17 protein-coding genes are annotated in these 14,776 nt (G+C 42.0%); 7 read left to right on the top strand and 10 right to left on the bottom strand.

The features are described 5' to 3' along the window. The first annotated feature begins 1 nt into the window (after position 1). Positions 2-388, top strand: coding sequence for a hypothetical protein (locus tag TERMP_RS09355; protein WP_013468161.1), 387 nt, complete (start codon positions 2-4; stop codon positions 386-388). On the opposite strand, the gene TERMP_RS09350 is transcribed toward TERMP_RS09355, so the two are convergent. The 3 genes from TERMP_RS09350 to TERMP_RS09340 all read right to left on the bottom strand — a co-directional run bounded on the left by TERMP_RS09350 (position 380) and on the right by TERMP_RS09340 (position 3,837). Next, the gene (locus TERMP_RS09350; RefSeq protein WP_013468160.1) at positions 380-1,057 is read right to left on the bottom strand and encodes a fumarylacetoacetate hydrolase family protein; all 678 of its coding nucleotides are present in this window, start codon (positions 1,055-1,057) and stop codon (positions 380-382) included. The genes TERMP_RS09355 and TERMP_RS09350 overlap by 9 nt on opposite strands. 83 nt (positions 1,058-1,140) lie before the next feature. Continuing rightward, positions 1,141-2,298, bottom strand: a complete 1,158-nt coding sequence (locus TERMP_RS09345) for a tryptophan--tRNA ligase (RefSeq protein WP_193385917.1) — start codon at positions 2,296-2,298, stop codon at positions 1,141-1,143. Positions 2,299-2,445: 147 nt separating this feature from the next. After that, positions 2,446-3,837 carry an acetate--CoA ligase family protein gene (locus TERMP_RS09340; RefSeq protein WP_013468158.1) on the bottom strand — a complete coding sequence of 464 codons (1,392 nt, stop codon included), beginning with the start codon at positions 3,835-3,837 and terminating at the stop codon, positions 2,446-2,448. Between the two features lie 243 nt (positions 3,838-4,080). Here TERMP_RS09340 and TERMP_RS09335 point away from each other — a divergent pair, with 243 nt between their 5' ends. From TERMP_RS09335 to TERMP_RS09325, 3 genes are read left to right on the top strand one after another with little or no spacing between them, the layout of a single operon-like run. After that, on the top strand, positions 4,081-4,659 hold the full coding sequence (locus TERMP_RS09335) for a winged helix-turn-helix domain-containing protein (protein ID WP_013468157.1): 579 nt from the start codon (positions 4,081-4,083) through the stop codon (positions 4,657-4,659). A gap of 28 nt (positions 4,660-4,687) precedes the next feature. Continuing rightward, the gene (locus TERMP_RS09330) at positions 4,688-4,993 is read left to right on the top strand and encodes a DUF211 domain-containing protein (RefSeq protein WP_013468156.1); all 306 of its coding nucleotides are present in this window, start codon (positions 4,688-4,690) and stop codon (positions 4,991-4,993) included. Between the two features lie 8 nt (positions 4,994-5,001). Continuing rightward, entirely contained in the window at positions 5,002-5,559 is a 558-nt protein-coding gene (locus TERMP_RS09325; protein ID WP_013468155.1) for an ArsR/SmtB family transcription factor, read from the top strand. A 7-nt stretch (positions 5,560-5,566) separates the two neighbouring features. Here the strand turns inward: TERMP_RS09325 and TERMP_RS09320 are convergent, their stop codons facing one another. From TERMP_RS09320 to TERMP_RS09300, 5 genes are all read right to left on the bottom strand, one after another. Beyond that, positions 5,567-7,009 carry a bifunctional ADP-dependent NAD(P)H-hydrate dehydratase/NAD(P)H-hydrate epimerase gene (locus TERMP_RS09320; protein ID WP_013468154.1) on the bottom strand — a complete coding sequence of 481 codons (1,443 nt, stop codon included), beginning with the start codon at positions 7,007-7,009 and terminating at the stop codon, positions 5,567-5,569. A gap of 5 nt (positions 7,010-7,014) precedes the next feature. After that, positions 7,015-7,269 carry a hypothetical protein gene (locus tag TERMP_RS09315; RefSeq protein ID WP_048159827.1) on the bottom strand — a complete coding sequence of 85 codons (255 nt, stop codon included), beginning with the start codon at positions 7,267-7,269 and terminating at the stop codon, positions 7,015-7,017. After that, positions 7,250-7,831: a [protein ADP-ribosylglutamate] hydrolase gene (locus TERMP_RS09310; RefSeq protein WP_013468153.1), complete on the bottom strand. Its 582-nt coding sequence runs from the start codon at positions 7,829-7,831 to the stop codon at positions 7,250-7,252. The genes TERMP_RS09315 and TERMP_RS09310 overlap by 20 nt, the downstream gene beginning before the upstream one ends. A gap of 4 nt (positions 7,832-7,835) precedes the next feature. Then, a complete protein-coding gene (locus tag TERMP_RS09305) occupies positions 7,836-9,113 on the bottom strand; it encodes an amidohydrolase family protein (protein WP_013468152.1) in 1,278 nt (425 codons plus the stop codon). Positions 9,114-9,193: 80 nt separating this feature from the next. After that, entirely contained in the window at positions 9,194-9,967 is a 774-nt protein-coding gene (locus TERMP_RS09300; protein ID WP_013468151.1) for an S-methyl-5'-thioadenosine phosphorylase, read from the bottom strand. 118 nt (positions 9,968-10,085) lie between these two features. On the opposite strand from TERMP_RS09300, the gene TERMP_RS09295 reads away from it, so the two are divergent. Then, positions 10,086-10,808: a proteasome assembly chaperone family protein gene (locus tag TERMP_RS09295; RefSeq protein WP_013468150.1), complete on the top strand. Its 723-nt coding sequence runs from the start codon at positions 10,086-10,088 to the stop codon at positions 10,806-10,808. 10 nt (positions 10,809-10,818) lie between these two features. Next, positions 10,819-11,199: a DUF473 domain-containing protein gene (locus TERMP_RS09290; RefSeq protein WP_013468149.1), complete on the top strand. Its 381-nt coding sequence runs from the start codon at positions 10,819-10,821 to the stop codon at positions 11,197-11,199. On the opposite strand, the gene nucS is transcribed toward TERMP_RS09290, so the two are convergent. Further along, a complete protein-coding gene (gene nucS, locus TERMP_RS09285) occupies positions 11,189-11,956 on the bottom strand; it encodes an endonuclease NucS (protein WP_048159826.1) in 768 nt (255 codons plus the stop codon). The two genes, TERMP_RS09290 and nucS, sit on opposite strands and share 11 nt — an antisense overlap. Positions 11,957-12,004: 48 nt before the next feature. After that, positions 12,005-13,072: a DNA repair and recombination protein RadA gene (radA, locus tag TERMP_RS09280; protein ID WP_013468147.1), complete on the bottom strand. Its 1,068-nt coding sequence runs from the start codon at positions 13,070-13,072 to the stop codon at positions 12,005-12,007. Between the two features lie 1,088 nt (positions 13,073-14,160). Between radA and TERMP_RS09275 the strand changes: the two genes are divergently transcribed. Next, on the top strand, positions 14,161-14,775 hold the full coding sequence (locus tag TERMP_RS09275) for a hypothetical protein (protein ID WP_013468146.1): 615 nt from the start codon (positions 14,161-14,163) through the stop codon (positions 14,773-14,775). The last annotated feature ends 1 nt before the right edge of the window (position 14,776 follow it).

Raw genomic sequence — 14,776 nt, 5'->3', positions numbered from 1 at the left:
CATGAGAAGAGGTATCGTAGCAGCATTAGCGATGCTAATCATAATCGGGATTGCAGTTTATGGTCTAATTTCCCACTACGGGAGCTATACATACCAGTGGAAAACAAACCTCAACGAATACAAAATGTACCATCTTTTAGGGGATTCAATCCTTGAAGGGTATGTAAAGGCAAACGGAAAGATAAGCGTTTATATTATGACCAGAGAAAACTTTGAGAAAATGAAGCAGGGAGAGCACTTCGAATACTATAAGGCTTGGGAACATGTAAAAGGTGTTGAGTTCAACAATGTCAAGATTCCACAAGGAGACTACATTTTGGTTGTTAAAAATGAAGAAAATAAGATGCAGTGGATTTCTGTAAAGCTGAGAGAAAAGAAATCAGCATAGTATTGACCTCTCCGCCAGCACATTTTCCTTTAAAACTCCGATCCCTTCAATCCACGCCTCAACTGTGTCGCCGTGCCTTAGAGGGCCAACACCCTCTGGAGTTCCCGTTGCAATTATATCGCCCTTCTCGAGGGTCATTATGCTTGAGATGTACTCGATTATCTCCGGAATCTTAAAAATCATCTTGCCTGTCCTTGAGAGCTGCCTGACTTCTCCGTTAACTTTCAGCCCTATCTCAAGGTCGCTTGGATCAAGCTCTTCTTTTGGGACAATTCTTGGTCCAATAGGAGCAAAGGTGTCAAAGCCTTTAGCAACTGTCCAAGGGAGACCCTTTCTCTTAGCTTCCCACTGCAGGTCTCTGGCGGTGATGTCGAGCAGGATTGTATAGCCCAGCACGTAATCCATGGCTTTCTCTCTTGGGATGTTCTTCCCCCTCTTTCCTATAATAACGGCAAGCTCAACTTCGTGGTGAACTTCTCTGCTCTTTTTTGGTAGAATTATTGTCTGATTTGGCCCTATCAAAGCGGAAGGAGGCTTAAGGAAAATTACTGGTTCTTTTGGAACCTCATGACCTAACTCCTTTGCGTGTTCAGCGTAATTCCTCCCGAGGCATATTATCTTGCTTGGATTGACCTCATAAAAGCCATCTCTAAATGGTAAGCGGATCATGGGATCACCAAAGTTAAGTAATCTATTAGAGTTTATAATTATGCCCAAAACAATAGCTCACAAAAAATTAAGGAAGAAGAAAATCACCTCCTCAGAGGCTCGGGGATTGCTTTGTCCCACTGCTCCCTTGCCAACTCACCGGTGTACTTGAACTTCTCAATCTCATCTTTAGCTTTCTCCCTTCTCTTCTGGTGCTCTTTAAGGAATTCCTGGACTTTCTTTATGAGATAGCGCTTGCATTCCCCACAAAGCAGAGCACCGCTCTTGCATGCGTGGTATCTCTCAAGCAGAGCCTTATCATCCGGCTCAAAGAATATCTCGAGCCATTTGAAGACCACACATTTTTCAGGATTTCCACCTTTTTCCCTCTGCTCTTTTACCGTTGGCTGACCACCGGTTAAGGCAAACTTCCAGATCTTTTTGCCTGCCTCTTCTGGATCATCTGTTAAATAAACAGCAGTTTCAGGCTTTGATGCGCTCATTTTACCCTCCAATCCTGTCAAAGGAGGAACAAACTTACTGTGGAGTGCGGCCGTCTTGTAATACCCCAAGCTCTCGGCAAAGTCTCGCTGAATTCTCCAGTAAGGGTCTTGATCAATTGCCGCTGGAATTAGACATCTCCTCTTTTCAAAGAACGTTGGGGCAGCTTGAATTGCCGGGTAAAAAATCATTCCAATCTTGCTCTGCTCCGTGAAGCCAAAAACGGCTTTTGCCATTGAATACGTCACTTTTTTCGCTATTGGGATAGCCATTTCATAAATCTTCGTGAATTCGCTGTCTTGGAATATGAAAGTCTTATCTGGATCAAAGCCAACCGCAATTATGTCCAAAATGTTTTCATATGCCCATCTCTTGGTGTCTTCAAAGCTTAGGTTTGGCTTAAATAGGAATTTCTCATCATCTGTGATTTGAACATACAAATTGACTCCAAACTTCTCCTGAAGCCATTTCGTAGCGAAGAAAGGAATTATGTGACCAATATGCATCGGCCCGCTCGGACCTCTTCCCGTATACAGGAAAAAGCCCCTACCCTCTTCATAGTCTTTAAGGACTAAATCGTAGTCTCTGTGGGAGAAAAAGAATCTTCTCCTGAAGTAGAGCGGCAGTTCGCTCTTTGTCAGCACGGCTGTTTTCTCAAGCAGTTCATCTGTCAGCGGCTGTGTTCCGAATTCCTTTATCAGCTTGTCGTAATCCACCATTCCTTCGACATCCCATGGCGTAACCTTGAATTCAGCCATCAAAAGCACCTCCAAAAGCTTTGATCAAATAGACTAACCCAAGTAAAAGAGTTTTGATTTCAGCATCAGCTAAGCCAAAAACAATCACCGAACATGGTTTAAAAAATGCAAGAGGAGAATTTAAAGTTTTCTGTTAAAAAAGATAAAAAGTCAAACCTCACTCAAATACTTTCCATATTTAACCAGAGCATAAACCGCGTCTACTCCATCCTCGACGGTCTCAAATACAGGAACCCCTTTCTCCTCGATTCTGCGCGCCATTTTCTCCGGATATTCTCCACCGGGAGCAACGAAGACTATTGGCTTCCCGTACTCTTGCACTTTTTCCATAACATCAACAATTCCTTCATCGAGCGCTGGGCTCTGGAACAAAGCAATGACGACAAGAACGTCAACATTTGGATCCTCCAAAGCATAGCGCATAGCTAACTCATACCTCTTTGACGGAGCATCTCCAATGACATCAATTGGGTTTTTATAGCTCATGTGGTGAGGCAGCTTTCCTTCCTCTATGGCTTTTGCGAACTTCTCATTAGTTTCATCGCTGAGCTGAGCGAGCTTAAGCCCTTTCTCAAGCAATCCATCACTCATCATAACACCAGCGCCGCCACCGTTTGTGACTATGGCAATTCTGTCCCCTTTTGCTGGCTTCTGCATGGCTAAGGCTTTTGCATAGTTGAAGAGCTGTCTCATGCTTTTTGCACTTAAAACACCAGTCTGCTCAAATGCTGCTTCATATATTGCATAACTTCCCGCAAGTGAGCCAGTATGAGAAGCAGCTGCCTTAGCTCCCGCCTCAGTTCTCCCAGCCTTTAAAATTATTACGGGCTTGGCTTTGGTTGTTTCCCTTGCAATTTTGAAGAATTTCCTGCCATCTTTGACACCTTCAAGATAGGCAGTTATGACTTTTGTCTTGGGGTCATCCTTTAAATAGCTCATAAAGTCGCTCTCATCCAAGTCTGCCATGTTACCTAAGCTGATGAACTTGCTCATTCCCACATTGTGCTTTGCAGCCCAGTCAAGAATTGCAGCGCCAAAAGCACCGCTTTGGCTCATAAAAGCAATACCACCAAATTTTGGCCTTGCCTGTCTTTCTGGTGGGTTGAAGTTACAGTCAAAGCCGTTCTCAAGGTTTGTAACTCCAAGACAGTTTGGACCTACAATTCTAATGCCCCATTTTCTTGCTCTCTTTACGAGCTCCTCTTCCAAATCAGCCCTCCCAGCTTCTTTAAATCCAGCCGAGATAACTATTGCCCCCTTAACTCCCTTTTGTCCACACTCATCTATGACATCGGGGACGAACTTGGCTGGAATAGCTATGACAGCAACATCAACTTCATCTGGAATCTCAAGAATACTTCTGTAGACCTTGAACCTTTGTCCATTAATTTCAATTTCTCCACCCTTAACGTTGACAGCATAGATCTTCCCATTGAACTGCCGCGCTACTGACTTCATTATCGCATTGCCTATCTTGCCCGGAACATGCGATGCTCCTATCACAGCAACACTCCTGGGGTAAAATAGAAACTCTAAGTTCATTTTTCCACCTCCGTTCTGCTTTCTCCCACTCCAAATTTAAATTTTACCTAAGTGTTGCTTTCCTGCTTAATGGCTAATTTGCAGAACACCGTACCCCGCCCTAAAAGGTAAGGCTTGTGAAAAGAAAAATGTCAAAAATATAGTCTTTAGTGGTTAGCAAACTCGTTGGATGTGAAAACCCGAAAAGGTTATATTGCAGAAACGTTCAAACAAAAATTAGAACGTTAAAATTAGGTGATCGAAATGAGTAAGAAAGTCAAAGTGATTACCGATCCAAAGGTCATCAAGCTTATGCTTGAAGACACAAGAAGGAAAATACTTCAACTCCTAAGGAACAGGGAAATGACGATTTCCCAGCTTTCTGAAATTCTCGGCAAAACACCACAGACAGTGTATCACCACATTGAAAAGCTTAAAGAAGCTGGACTGGTTGAGGTTAAAAGAACAGAGATGAAAGGGAACCTCGTTGAAAAGTATTACGGCAGAACAGCCGACGCATTTTACATAAACCTCTACCTTGGGGATGAAGAGCTGAGGTACTTTGCAAGATCAAGATTAAAAACAAAGCTTGACATATTCAAAGCTCTTGGGTACGAATTCGATGAAGAAGAGCTACTCAACACAATGGACAGGATACTTGAAAAGGAACATGAATACAAAATGAAAATCTCCAAGGAAATTGAAGAAAAGGAAGAGCTACTTAAGGACTTTTCAAATGAGGACATAATCCATGCCATTGAATGGCTCAGCATGGCAGAGATAGGAAGAGATGAAGAGGCATTAAAGTTGCTGAAAAAACTTGGGGAAATCCTTAAAAAGTGAATACTTGAGGTGAGAAGGGGAAGAGAAAATGGCAAGAGGGATCAGACTTCTCGTCCTTGATGTGCTTAAACCACATCAGCCCATGGTCACGGAATTAGCTTTGGGACTGAGCGAAATTCGTGGAGTTGAAGGGGTTAACATAACACTCGTAGAAATTGACAAAGAAACGGAGAACATAAAAATAACGATAGTTGGCGATAACTTAGACTACGACGAAATAGTCAGGACAATAGAGGAATTTGGCGGCGTTGTGCACAGCATAGACATGGTTGCTGCAGGAAAAAGGATAATTGAAGAAAGTGAAACTCCACAGGACAAATTAGACGAATTTTAGTGATGACTATGAGGGAAGTTCTCATAATAACAGAGATAGAGAGGATGAAAGTACTTGCAGAGCCCACCCGTTTTAAAATTCTTGAGCTTCTGAGAAGACATCCAATGAGCATCGCCGAATTGAGTTCGTTTTTAAAAAAAGATCGCTCGACAGTATACAGACACATCAAAGTCCTTGAGAATGCGGGCTTTGTTGAAGAAATAGGACAAGAAGGAAACGAAAGAATTTATGCCCGAACAGCAAGACTCTTCCTTCTCAAAGTTGAGCCAGATGAGAGCATCGAGGAATTTAGAAAGCAGTATCTCCGGATAGAAGCATCAAGGCTCATGGAAATTCTCAAAAAATCTGGGATCAAGATAAAGAATGAGAATGAATTTCTCAGATTAACCGCCCAGATTTTAAAAGAGATAGAGGACAACTCAAGACCAATTATTCAAAAAGTATCCCAAGCAGATTTAGACCTGAAAGAGATCGAACTTTTTCATCTGTTAAATTTGCTTGTGTTTCTTCAATCATGTGAGTTCTGCGAAAAAGCGAAAAAGATGAAGAATTTGCTGGAGCTATGACAATAAATTAAAACTCCAAAACCCACTTAACAGCATGAGGGACTTTTTTCGCAACATTCAGTGCCGTGAAGTTCTCGCCAAGCTCCTCTTTGACCGTGTCTCCAGCCAATCCATTGAGGAATGCTCCAACGGAAGCTGCTCTAAGCGGTGAATTTCCAAGAGCGAGCAATGCTCCAATAATACCAGCCAAAACATCTCCAGTTCCCCCAGTTGTCATCCCCCTATTTCCTGTTTTATTGTACTTCCAGACTTTTCCATCGCTGATGATATCGTAAACCCCCTTAAGGAGAATTACACCGTTAATTTCTTTTGCTTTCTTCATGACAAGCCCAGCTTTCTCCTTCAGCGAGCCTTCCGGCTTCTCTCCAAAGAGCGTTTTAAATTCTCCAGCATGTGGTGTTAGTACGAATGTTTTGCCATTGAGGACGCTTAAATCTTCAGCTATGGCTTTTAATCCGTCAGCATCTATAACTAAAGGCTTTTCACAGCGCTTTACAAATTCTCTAACGAACTCCCTGGTTTCATCCCTGAGTCCAATACCTGGGCCTACGATGACGGCATCAGCCTTTTCAGTTAATGCCAAAACTTCTTCAAGATGCTCTCTTGTGAAGTTTTTTCCTTCAACGGGCCTCAAAATCATGTCCGGATCAGTTATGCGTTTCGCTGAATATTCTGGCATCACCAAATATACTAAATCAACGATATAGCTGGCAGCTTTTGCTGCTAAGTAGGGAGCGCCAAAATAATCCTCACTTCCACCAATTATCAAAAGCCTTCCGTTCTGTCCTTTGTGCTCTCCTTTCTTCCGTAAGGCAAACTTTGCATTTCCTGGGCCAACTAAGTGATAAAGCTCCTTTGGATAGCCAATTTTGGCAACAATCCTTTCAAAGCCCTCAAACTCTTCTTTGTCCCACTGGAAAGTTACGGCAAAGTCGCATTTGACCTGAACTTTTGAAGGATAGCCACTTGGCAGGTCAACACTCACAATCTTAGCCTTTCCGGAATATTCATTGATTTTTTTAATCGCTGAGCGTATAGGCTCTCTCGGCTCTCCTTTAGTTCCAGCGCCGAGAAGGGCATCAACGATGACATCATACTCTTCAAGATTGAGACCCTTTATCTGGCTTGAGTCCTTAAGGATTTTGATTTTTACAAAGTCAAGCTTTTTGAGGATCTCCCAATTGTGTTTAGCTTCCTCACTTCTGATTTTTATTTCATCGCCGACGAGAAAAACAGTTACATCATTCTCAAAGCTAAGATGCCTGGCAGCAACAAAGCCATCTCCGCCGTTGTTTCCAGTTCCACAGAATATTGCAACTTTAAGTCCTCTTCCAAACTTTTCTTCTATTGCTCTTGCCACTCCAGCACCAGCGTTTTCCATAAGCTGAAACGGTGAAATGCCGAGCCACTTAGCGTTGGTATCCCAAATGTAAACATCTTCAATTTTCATAAGCATCACCATGAGAAAATTGGGAAAAAGAATGTTAAGACTTTTTCCTTGACTAAACTACTTAAAATACAATAAGATAACTTTTCTGGAAAGCAGATGTGAACAGGAGCAAAGTTAATACCAGACCAAAAAAACGCATAAGATGCTATAACAAAGGCATTGTTAGAATAAACAGAAAGTACTCCTCCAATTATAAGAAGGGATAAAACACCACCCACAATGTAGATTGACTTTTTAAGTTCATTTAAATCGTCCCTCAACTTCCAGCACCTTCAAAGCCCTCTCATAATCCTCACTTGAATAAAGCACCAAATAGACTTCCCTCACATTATCTGCTTCCCCTGAAAACTTCTCAACTGTCTCAAGGAAAGTTCTCACAACTTCCTCAAGAGGACAACCATAAATTCCAGCACTTATAGCTGGAAAAGCTATGCTTCTAACTTTTAATTCATCGGCTTTTCTCAAAGCTCCGAGAATGGCTTTCTTGAGCTTCTCCTTCTTATCTTCATCCCATCTGCCGCCGCAGTAAGGACCAACTGTGTGAATGACGTATTTAATCCCATACTGCTCCAACCTTAAAGCTGGAGTTACAACGACTTCCCCGTGCTCAATCCAGTCTCTCCCAATCTGCTCCCTCATAGCTTCCTTGCTTATCCTTATATACTCCCGAACGTTTCCAGCGGCGGCTCTTGCTATGGCATAAGCAACCCCGCCGCCATGCTCCAGATACTTGTTGGCAGCATTTACAATGGCTTCAGACCTAAAACGAGTTATATCACCTTGAGCGATCTTAAAAATTAAATTTCTAAAGCGGAGTTCCACAATCTCACCCCGCAAGCTTCTCCACAACTTCCTCAGCTTTTTCCAGAGTCTTCTCCTCGTCCAATGTGAAAACCTCTCTATCGAGCATCAAAATCTTCCCATCAACTATTGTCGTTTCCACATCGTTGCCGTTTGCCGAGTAAACGAGGTGGCTTATAACGTTGTTAATTGGCCTCAAGTGCGGCTGGTTAAAGTCTATAATCACTAAATCAGCCAAGGCACCTTTTTTTATCACACCAGCATCCAAGCGCAAAGCCTTTGCACCGTTCTGAGTTGCCATTTTAAAGACTGTCTTTGCATCTGCAACCGTTGGATCCAAATTGTGAACCTTGTGAAGCAAAGCGGCGATTTTCATCTCCTCAAGCATGTCCAAGTTGTTGTTGCTTGCACTTCCATCAGTGCCGAGACCTACGTTTACCCCAGCATTCAAAAGTCTCTCAATGGGCATGACACCACTCGCAAGCTTCATGTTCGACGCAGGATTGTGGGCTATGCTCACGCGATGCCTTGCCAAAATGTGTATGTCCTTGCTGTCAAGCCATACCCCGTGAGCTATTATAACATCATCAGCCAAGAAGCCAATATCATCGAGCAGAACAACAGGGCTCTTTCCATAGCGAGATGTTATTTGACCTATTTCAGTCATCGTCTCAGCTACGTGAATTGTTATGAGCTTTTTGTGTTCATTGGCAAGCTCTCTAACCTTTTTGAGAAGAGCTATTGAGCAGGTGTAGGGTGCGTGAGGGCCAAATACAAACTGAACTCTCTCAGAGCTCAGCTTCTCAATGAATTTCATCGTTTCCAAAGCCACTTTAATTTCTTTTTCAGTTTTGTCGGGCTCACCCAGATCAATCATACCATAGCTGAGGTATCCCCTAAGACCAGATTCAAGAACCACTTCTGCAACGGCGTCCATATAAAAGTACATATCCAAAAACGCAGTAGTTCCCGTTTTAATCATCTCCAATGCCCCAAGATATGCTCCGGCTTTTGTATATTCTCTTGTAAGCTTCGCTTCCTTTGGCCATATGTGGTGTTTAAGCCAGTCCATAAGAGGCAAATCATCAGCCAACCCTCTGAAGAGTCCCATCGGAGAATGGGTGTGCAGATTTATGAACCCGGGTGAAACCACTTTTCCTTTTGCATCTATTACATAATCTGCTGAAATGTTGAGATTCTTACCGATTTTAGTTATCTTGTTGTCCTCAATGTAGATATCAGCTTTCATGACATCAAGATTCTCGCCATAAATCACGTAGCCATTTTTGATTAATATGCTCATGGTATCACCTTCTCTTTTTAAAACGGGTCTAATAAATGGAGAATTATAAGGTTTTTGCCAACAAGGAAAGAGAAAAGAAGTCAAACAAACATCGTCTTAAGCACATCAGCACAGCCACACTTCCTTTCCTCAGGAATCCTTGGAATGCCCTTCTTGAGGATTTCTTGGACTTTGTAGTTGTTCTCCTTCATGACTTTGAGAACTTCTTGAGCATCAACAGGCTTGTCAGCCCAGACATCATAGTCCGTAATCGTTGCGATGTTGACATAGCACATTCCGAGTTCTCTCGCCAAGACCACTTCGGGAACGAGGGTCATCCCAATTATGTGGGCAAACTGCCTGAACATCGCAGATTCAGCCCTTGTAGAAAAGCGAGGCCCTTCGATACAAACGTAAGTTCCCTTTTCATGAACCGGGAAGCCAAGCTCTTGGGCAGTTTCATAGAATATCTTCCTCATTTCTGGACAGAAGGGATCTGCCATCGAAACGTGAGCCACTCTGGGACCGTTGTAGAATGTGTACTCCCTCTTCTTTGTGAAGTCAATGAACTGATCGGTAATTACAATGTCTCCAGGTTTGTACTCTTCTCTGAGGGAGCCAACGGCTGTAATTCCTATGACCCTCTCAACGCCAAGCTCGTGAAGAGCCCAAATGTTTGCTCTATACGGCACTTCATGTGGTGGAAACTCATGGTTTTTACCGTGTCTTGGAATGAAAGCCACTTCAATCCCTTCAATTTCCCCTATCTCTACAGGCGCTGATGGTCTTCCGTAAGGTGTGTGAACCTTTATCGTCTCTTTTGGCTCAAAGACGCCATAAACACCAGAACCGCCAATAATTCCAATCTTTGGCATGGACATCACCTTGTTAATCTTCGATTTATGTTTATTTAAACTTTAACTTCGGCATTTACAAGTTAGCGGCAAAAACTTAATTACCTTCGAAAGCCAAACTAAGCCTTGAGGTGAGAGGATGGAAAAGCCGGTGAGGTTAGTTCTCCCAAAGATAGAAAACCCCATTTTCATCGAAGGTTACCCGGGAATTGGACTTGTCGGACACATTGCCGCTAACTTCTTGGCAAAAGAGCTCAACATGGAGATGATTGGATACATCGAGAGTCCGTTCATACCGCCAATGAGCTTAATCCTCGAAGGAAAACCCAACCCACCTTTGAGATTCTATGGAAAAGATAACCTCATCATAGCCGTTGCTGACATCTACGTTCCACCAACTCTTGTAAATGAAATAGCCAAAGAAATCATCAGTTATTTGAAAGAAACAAATGCCCAAAAGCTCATTTCCATTGGCGGAATGGGAATTGGCTTTTTCAAGGAACAGATGGAAGTGTGGGGCGTTGGGGCAAATGAGGATCTCAACAAAGAGCTTGAAGGTTTGGGGGTTAAAATACTCCAGTATGGCTCAATAATGGGCATGAGCGGGAAGCTCTTATGGGAGGCTTCAAAAGAAAAGATTAACGGATATGTGTTGCTTGGCGAGACCTTCGGAGACAGACCCGACCCAAGAGCAGCGGCAAACGTTATTGAGGTTATCAAGAAGCTCACACCGATTGAGATATCCACAGAGCCCCTCATAAAGGAGGCAGAGATGATTGAAGAGCAGCTCAGAAAGATGCATGAACAGATGGAAATGGCAAGAAAGAAGGCAGAGAAGCAATATGAGAGCATTTATCTGTGAGGTGGTGCCTATGGAAGTCCTAATTTTGGCGGGAATTACAAGGCGAACCCTTGATCAATTACTGAGGAATCCATACCGCACATTGGAAATTAGGAGTGCAAGCAATGTATTCGTTCTTGAGCACCTTAAGGAGGGTGATAGGGTATTTCTAACATACGAAACCTTGCAAGACATAACAAAAGGGACTGAGGGAATAATAGCCCAGATATTAAGGATGGAGAAGATGGAGCAGAGAATTTTATGGGAGGAGAGTGATGAGAGAGAGCAGATGGTGTGCAGAGTTCAGCTTCGCTTGGTAGGACTTGGAAAAGTTATCGAAATCAGAAGGGAGGGAGATTTGATCAAAGCAAGAGTGAGAGAGATGCTTCCTCACGAAATGGCTATGGGCTGAGAAAATCAAGGGTTTTCTGCTTGCCTTTTTTCCTCTTTTCACGCTTTGGTGGATTCAGCTTTTTAAATTCCAGCCCTTCTTTTTCAAGTAATTTTTTAGCCCCAGCCGTAAGAGAAGGGGCAACCAAAATCCCACGAACATTTTTATGCTCCTCCCTCAGAGAATCAACATATCTTTTAAGTTGACTGACCGCATGCAGATCTGCTCTCCTGCGCTTAAGCTCAAGGACAACCAAATTGCCATGTTTGTCTTTTCCAAGCACATCAACTATTCCATGTTTAATTGGCTTTTCCTTAAAGAGCGGTTTAAATCCTTCCTCAATTAATGAGGGATTCTCAAAGATCAAATCAGCCATCTCTGCTTCACTTCCAGTTAATGTCAGCTCCTCATAATCCTCTGCTTGGAAATAACTCACAAGATAAGTTTTAATGAGCTCAACTTCAAGGGTTTCTTTCGGTTTTCTCCTAACACTTCTCAGCATTATTCTCCCATCCTCAAGAACGATGCTGACAACACTCCCCGGCGGCTGCCAGTTAACAGGTTCTCTTTTGTTCTTCTGGTGAATTAAAAAAGAGCCATCTGGCTTGATTATAATGACCCTATCTCCGGGGCCAAGCTCACTCTTGGCTCTCCCCTCATAGAATACCCTACAATAAGCAAAAAGAGTTATGATAGCCTCAACAGAGAGGGCTTTATCCAAAATTTCAATTATTTCTTCGTGAGAGGGTTCAACCTTAGCTTCCACTTTCATGCTCATCAACTAAGAATAAATCGAACCATTTAAAAGGATTAAGAAAGGAAGAAATTAATCCTCAATTCCTTTATCTGTGATTCTGAAGGCTGCCTCTCCTTCGGGTAGATGGGGTGAATCAATGAGCCTTGCAATTCTCTTTCCAGCTTTGCCTTTTCTGAGGTATATTCTGAGTGTGGCTGAGTGGGCCAAGATATGCCCACCAATTGGTCTCGTTGGGTCGCCAAAGAATGCATCTGGCCTTGCTTGAACCTGGTTTGTAACAAATATCGCAATGTCATATAGGTTTGCCAAGCGGTGTAGGTCAGCCAAATGCTTCCCCAACTTTTGCTGTCTCTCTGCTAAAGCTCCCCTACCAACGTATTCAGAACGGAAATGGCTTGTTAAAGAGTCAACGACCATAAGCTTGACTGGTCTGTCAGTGTTGAGCTTCTCCTTGATTATCTCCTCCGCTTTTTCAACAAGAAGCATTTGGTGGTTTGTATTGTATGCCCTTGCGACATATATATTCTTGAGAACTTCATCTGGATCCAAGCCCCTATTTTCAGCAATCTGCCTTATTCTTTCTGGTCTGAATGTGTTTTCGGTATCAATCCAGATGACACTTCCATTTAAACCACCTTCTTCAGGTGGCAATTGAACCATGACAGCTAAAGTATGAGCTATCTGGGTCTTTCCACTGCCAAACTCTCCAAAAACTTCGGTGATTGCTTGGGTCTCTATTCCCCCACCAAGTAGCTTGTCAAGGGATTTGCTTCCAGTGGAAATTCTGCCTATTGTCTGTCTCCTTTGGAAGTATTCATCAGCCCTTATGAATGTTCCAATATTAGCTGCTTCTCTTGCAGCCTGGATTATCTTTAAAGCAGCGCCTTCACTTATTCCAGCAATTTCTTTGAGCTCTATTGGTGATGCAACGGCAATTGCTTCTAAGCTATCATATCCCGCTTCTCTAAGCTTTTCAGCAGTTGCAGGACCAACACCTGGCAAGTCTTCGAGCGTTTTGATTTCTTTTTTCTTTTTCTTTGAAGTTTTGGCCACTTCAGCATCAATTGAAAGCTCTTCAAACTCTTCAAGCTCTTTTATTTCATCGTCAACAGTCTCAACCTTTTTCTTTCTCGCCATCATTACCACCCATAAGCATGATCACTGGTAAGTGTAAGATGTAAGAGGTTATATACTTTTCTCTTTTTCCAAAAAAAGCTCCATGTATTTCAAAATAAAAAATACAAAAGAAGTAAAGTTGATTTTGGACGAATGAATTCCTAAACAGCTAAATTTCCAGTGGAAATGAAACTCCATCCACCAATATTACGAAGAAAATCTACGTAGCCACTATTCCTCGTTATGAGAATATAAAGAAAGTGCTCAATGCAACTTAGCAACTTATTTTTTATTTTCCTTTTGAAAGTTGCCCTTTGGGGTGTAAAGGAAGTCAGTTGACGAATACTCTTAGCCCAACGCTCAACACTAATAGTATCATGCAATCTTCCCGGTTCTTTAGGAAGAGGCAGTTAAAAGACAATAGTAATCAACTAGTCAGTTTTGTTGGCTCGCTAACTGTTGTTGGGGAGCAGTGAATATTTATGAACATTGAATGCCAAATAGTTCCAGTGGAAATAAAAGCCTATTAAGATGTTTATCGAAATGATCCCCCAGAGTTTTATTTCCACTGGAACTAACTTTTGGAGGCTCAGCAATCACAGCGGATACATACAATGACAACAAATTCTGAAAAAAGTTTTTACATAGTACATTGATCATGTGTTCATGTTATTTTTAAGAAGTGGATAACATCTTCATAGTAATGTACTAATTTTCATTATAATTTATGAACAATGTTCATAGATAAGTTTATATACCATGACGTGTATAGAAAGTGGGAGTGTTTATCACCAAAAACAATAAAAATGGAAAGGTGTTGTGCCAGTCTCCACTGGAAATACAACTCCCTGGGGGATACATTGTGTTAATTTCTTGAATGGTTGTTAAAAATTTCTATTTAACATGATGTTCACATGTTTTCACCAATGCACATGTTTTAATGAACAATCTTGTTCATTCTACTTCCATTTGAAATGTACAACTGCTACCATCCAATCGTTTGCAAATATCAAAACCCAATGTCTAAAATTGCGCATCTAACAGTTTCCTTTCCTGTGGAACGATTATATTTTAAAGGACAAATGCTAATATTTCTCTGGTGATTTCCTGTGGAGGAACAAGTCATTCAGTGGCTGAGGGAAGGAAGGGATGATGCTCAGGACATTGTGGATCTGCCGTGGAATGTTAAGAAAATTGAAGAGCACTTTTATATTGCAGAATACCCAAAAATGCCTTTTGTGCTCAACATACTGTTCAGTGAGGAGTTCGTTCATCTGATGGTGCCATTTGGCTTGGAAACAACGGCACTCCCTTTAGAGGAACGGTTAAAGATATATCATGCAATGCTTGTCCTAAATGACAAAATAAATCTATTGAAATTCACGCTAAGTGGCATTAATGATGAAATTATCCTTAGGGTTGATCTTGACAGAAAAACCCTTGGGAAAGCAGAGTTTAACGATGCTCTGACTGCTTTACTCATTGGAATAAATGAACTTGTAAGAGCACTTAAAGTGGAAGAAGACTTTGCTCAAGCTGTTTTTGAAAGAATAGTCCTGATGCTTATTGACAGAATCCAACGTGGTGCAACAAGGGATGATTTAATCAAGTTCTTGGTTGTTAAAGTTGGGATGTCAAAAGAAGAAGCAGAGAAGTTTATTGATGAGATACTCAGATCGCAAGGCATATCTAAAAAGAAGGGGATTGATATTGGCTATATCTGAA

The sequence above is a fragment of the Thermococcus barophilus MP genome (assembly GCF_000151105.2).
Lineage (GTDB): Archaea > Methanobacteriota_B > Thermococci > Thermococcales > Thermococcaceae > Thermococcus_B > Thermococcus_B barophilus.
This window is presented reverse-complemented; position numbering and strand designations above follow the sequence as displayed.

What these genes read in the sequence shown, in the direction of transcription:
- TERMP_RS09305 (WP_013468152.1), bottom strand. Translation starts at nt 9,113, where the DNA reads ATGAGCATATTAATCAAAAATGGCTACGTGATTTATGGCGAGAATCTT.
- nucS (WP_048159826.1), bottom strand. Translation starts at nt 11,956, where the DNA reads ATGAGCATGAAAGTGGAAGCTAAGGTTGAACCCTCTCACGAAGAAATA.
- TERMP_RS09330 (WP_013468156.1), top strand. Translation starts at nt 4,688, where the DNA reads ATGGCAAGAGGGATCAGACTTCTCGTCCTTGATGTGCTTAAACCACAT.
- TERMP_RS09325 (WP_013468155.1), top strand. Translation starts at nt 5,002, where the DNA reads ATGAGGGAAGTTCTCATAATAACAGAGATAGAGAGGATGAAAGTACTT.
- TERMP_RS09290 (WP_013468149.1), top strand. Translation starts at nt 10,819, where the DNA reads ATGGAAGTCCTAATTTTGGCGGGAATTACAAGGCGAACCCTTGATCAA.
- TERMP_RS09295 (WP_013468150.1), top strand. Translation starts at nt 10,086, where the DNA reads ATGGAAAAGCCGGTGAGGTTAGTTCTCCCAAAGATAGAAAACCCCATT.
- TERMP_RS09335 (WP_013468157.1), top strand. Translation starts at nt 4,081, where the DNA reads ATGAGTAAGAAAGTCAAAGTGATTACCGATCCAAAGGTCATCAAGCTT.
- radA (WP_013468147.1), bottom strand. Translation starts at nt 13,072, where the DNA reads ATGGCGAGAAAGAAAAAGGTTGAGACTGTTGACGATGAAATAAAAGAG.
- TERMP_RS09300 (WP_013468151.1), bottom strand. Translation starts at nt 9,967, where the DNA reads ATGCCAAAGATTGGAATTATTGGCGGTTCTGGTGTTTATGGCGTCTTT.
- TERMP_RS09340 (WP_013468158.1), bottom strand. Translation starts at nt 3,837, where the DNA reads ATGAACTTAGAGTTTCTATTTTACCCCAGGAGTGTTGCTGTGATAGGA.
- TERMP_RS09355 (WP_013468161.1), top strand. Translation starts at nt 2, where the DNA reads ATGAGAAGAGGTATCGTAGCAGCATTAGCGATGCTAATCATAATCGGG.
- TERMP_RS09320 (WP_013468154.1), bottom strand. Translation starts at nt 7,009, where the DNA reads ATGAAAATTGAAGATGTTTACATTTGGGATACCAACGCTAAGTGGCTC.
- TERMP_RS09350 (WP_013468160.1), bottom strand. Translation starts at nt 1,057, where the DNA reads ATGATCCGCTTACCATTTAGAGATGGCTTTTATGAGGTCAATCCAAGC.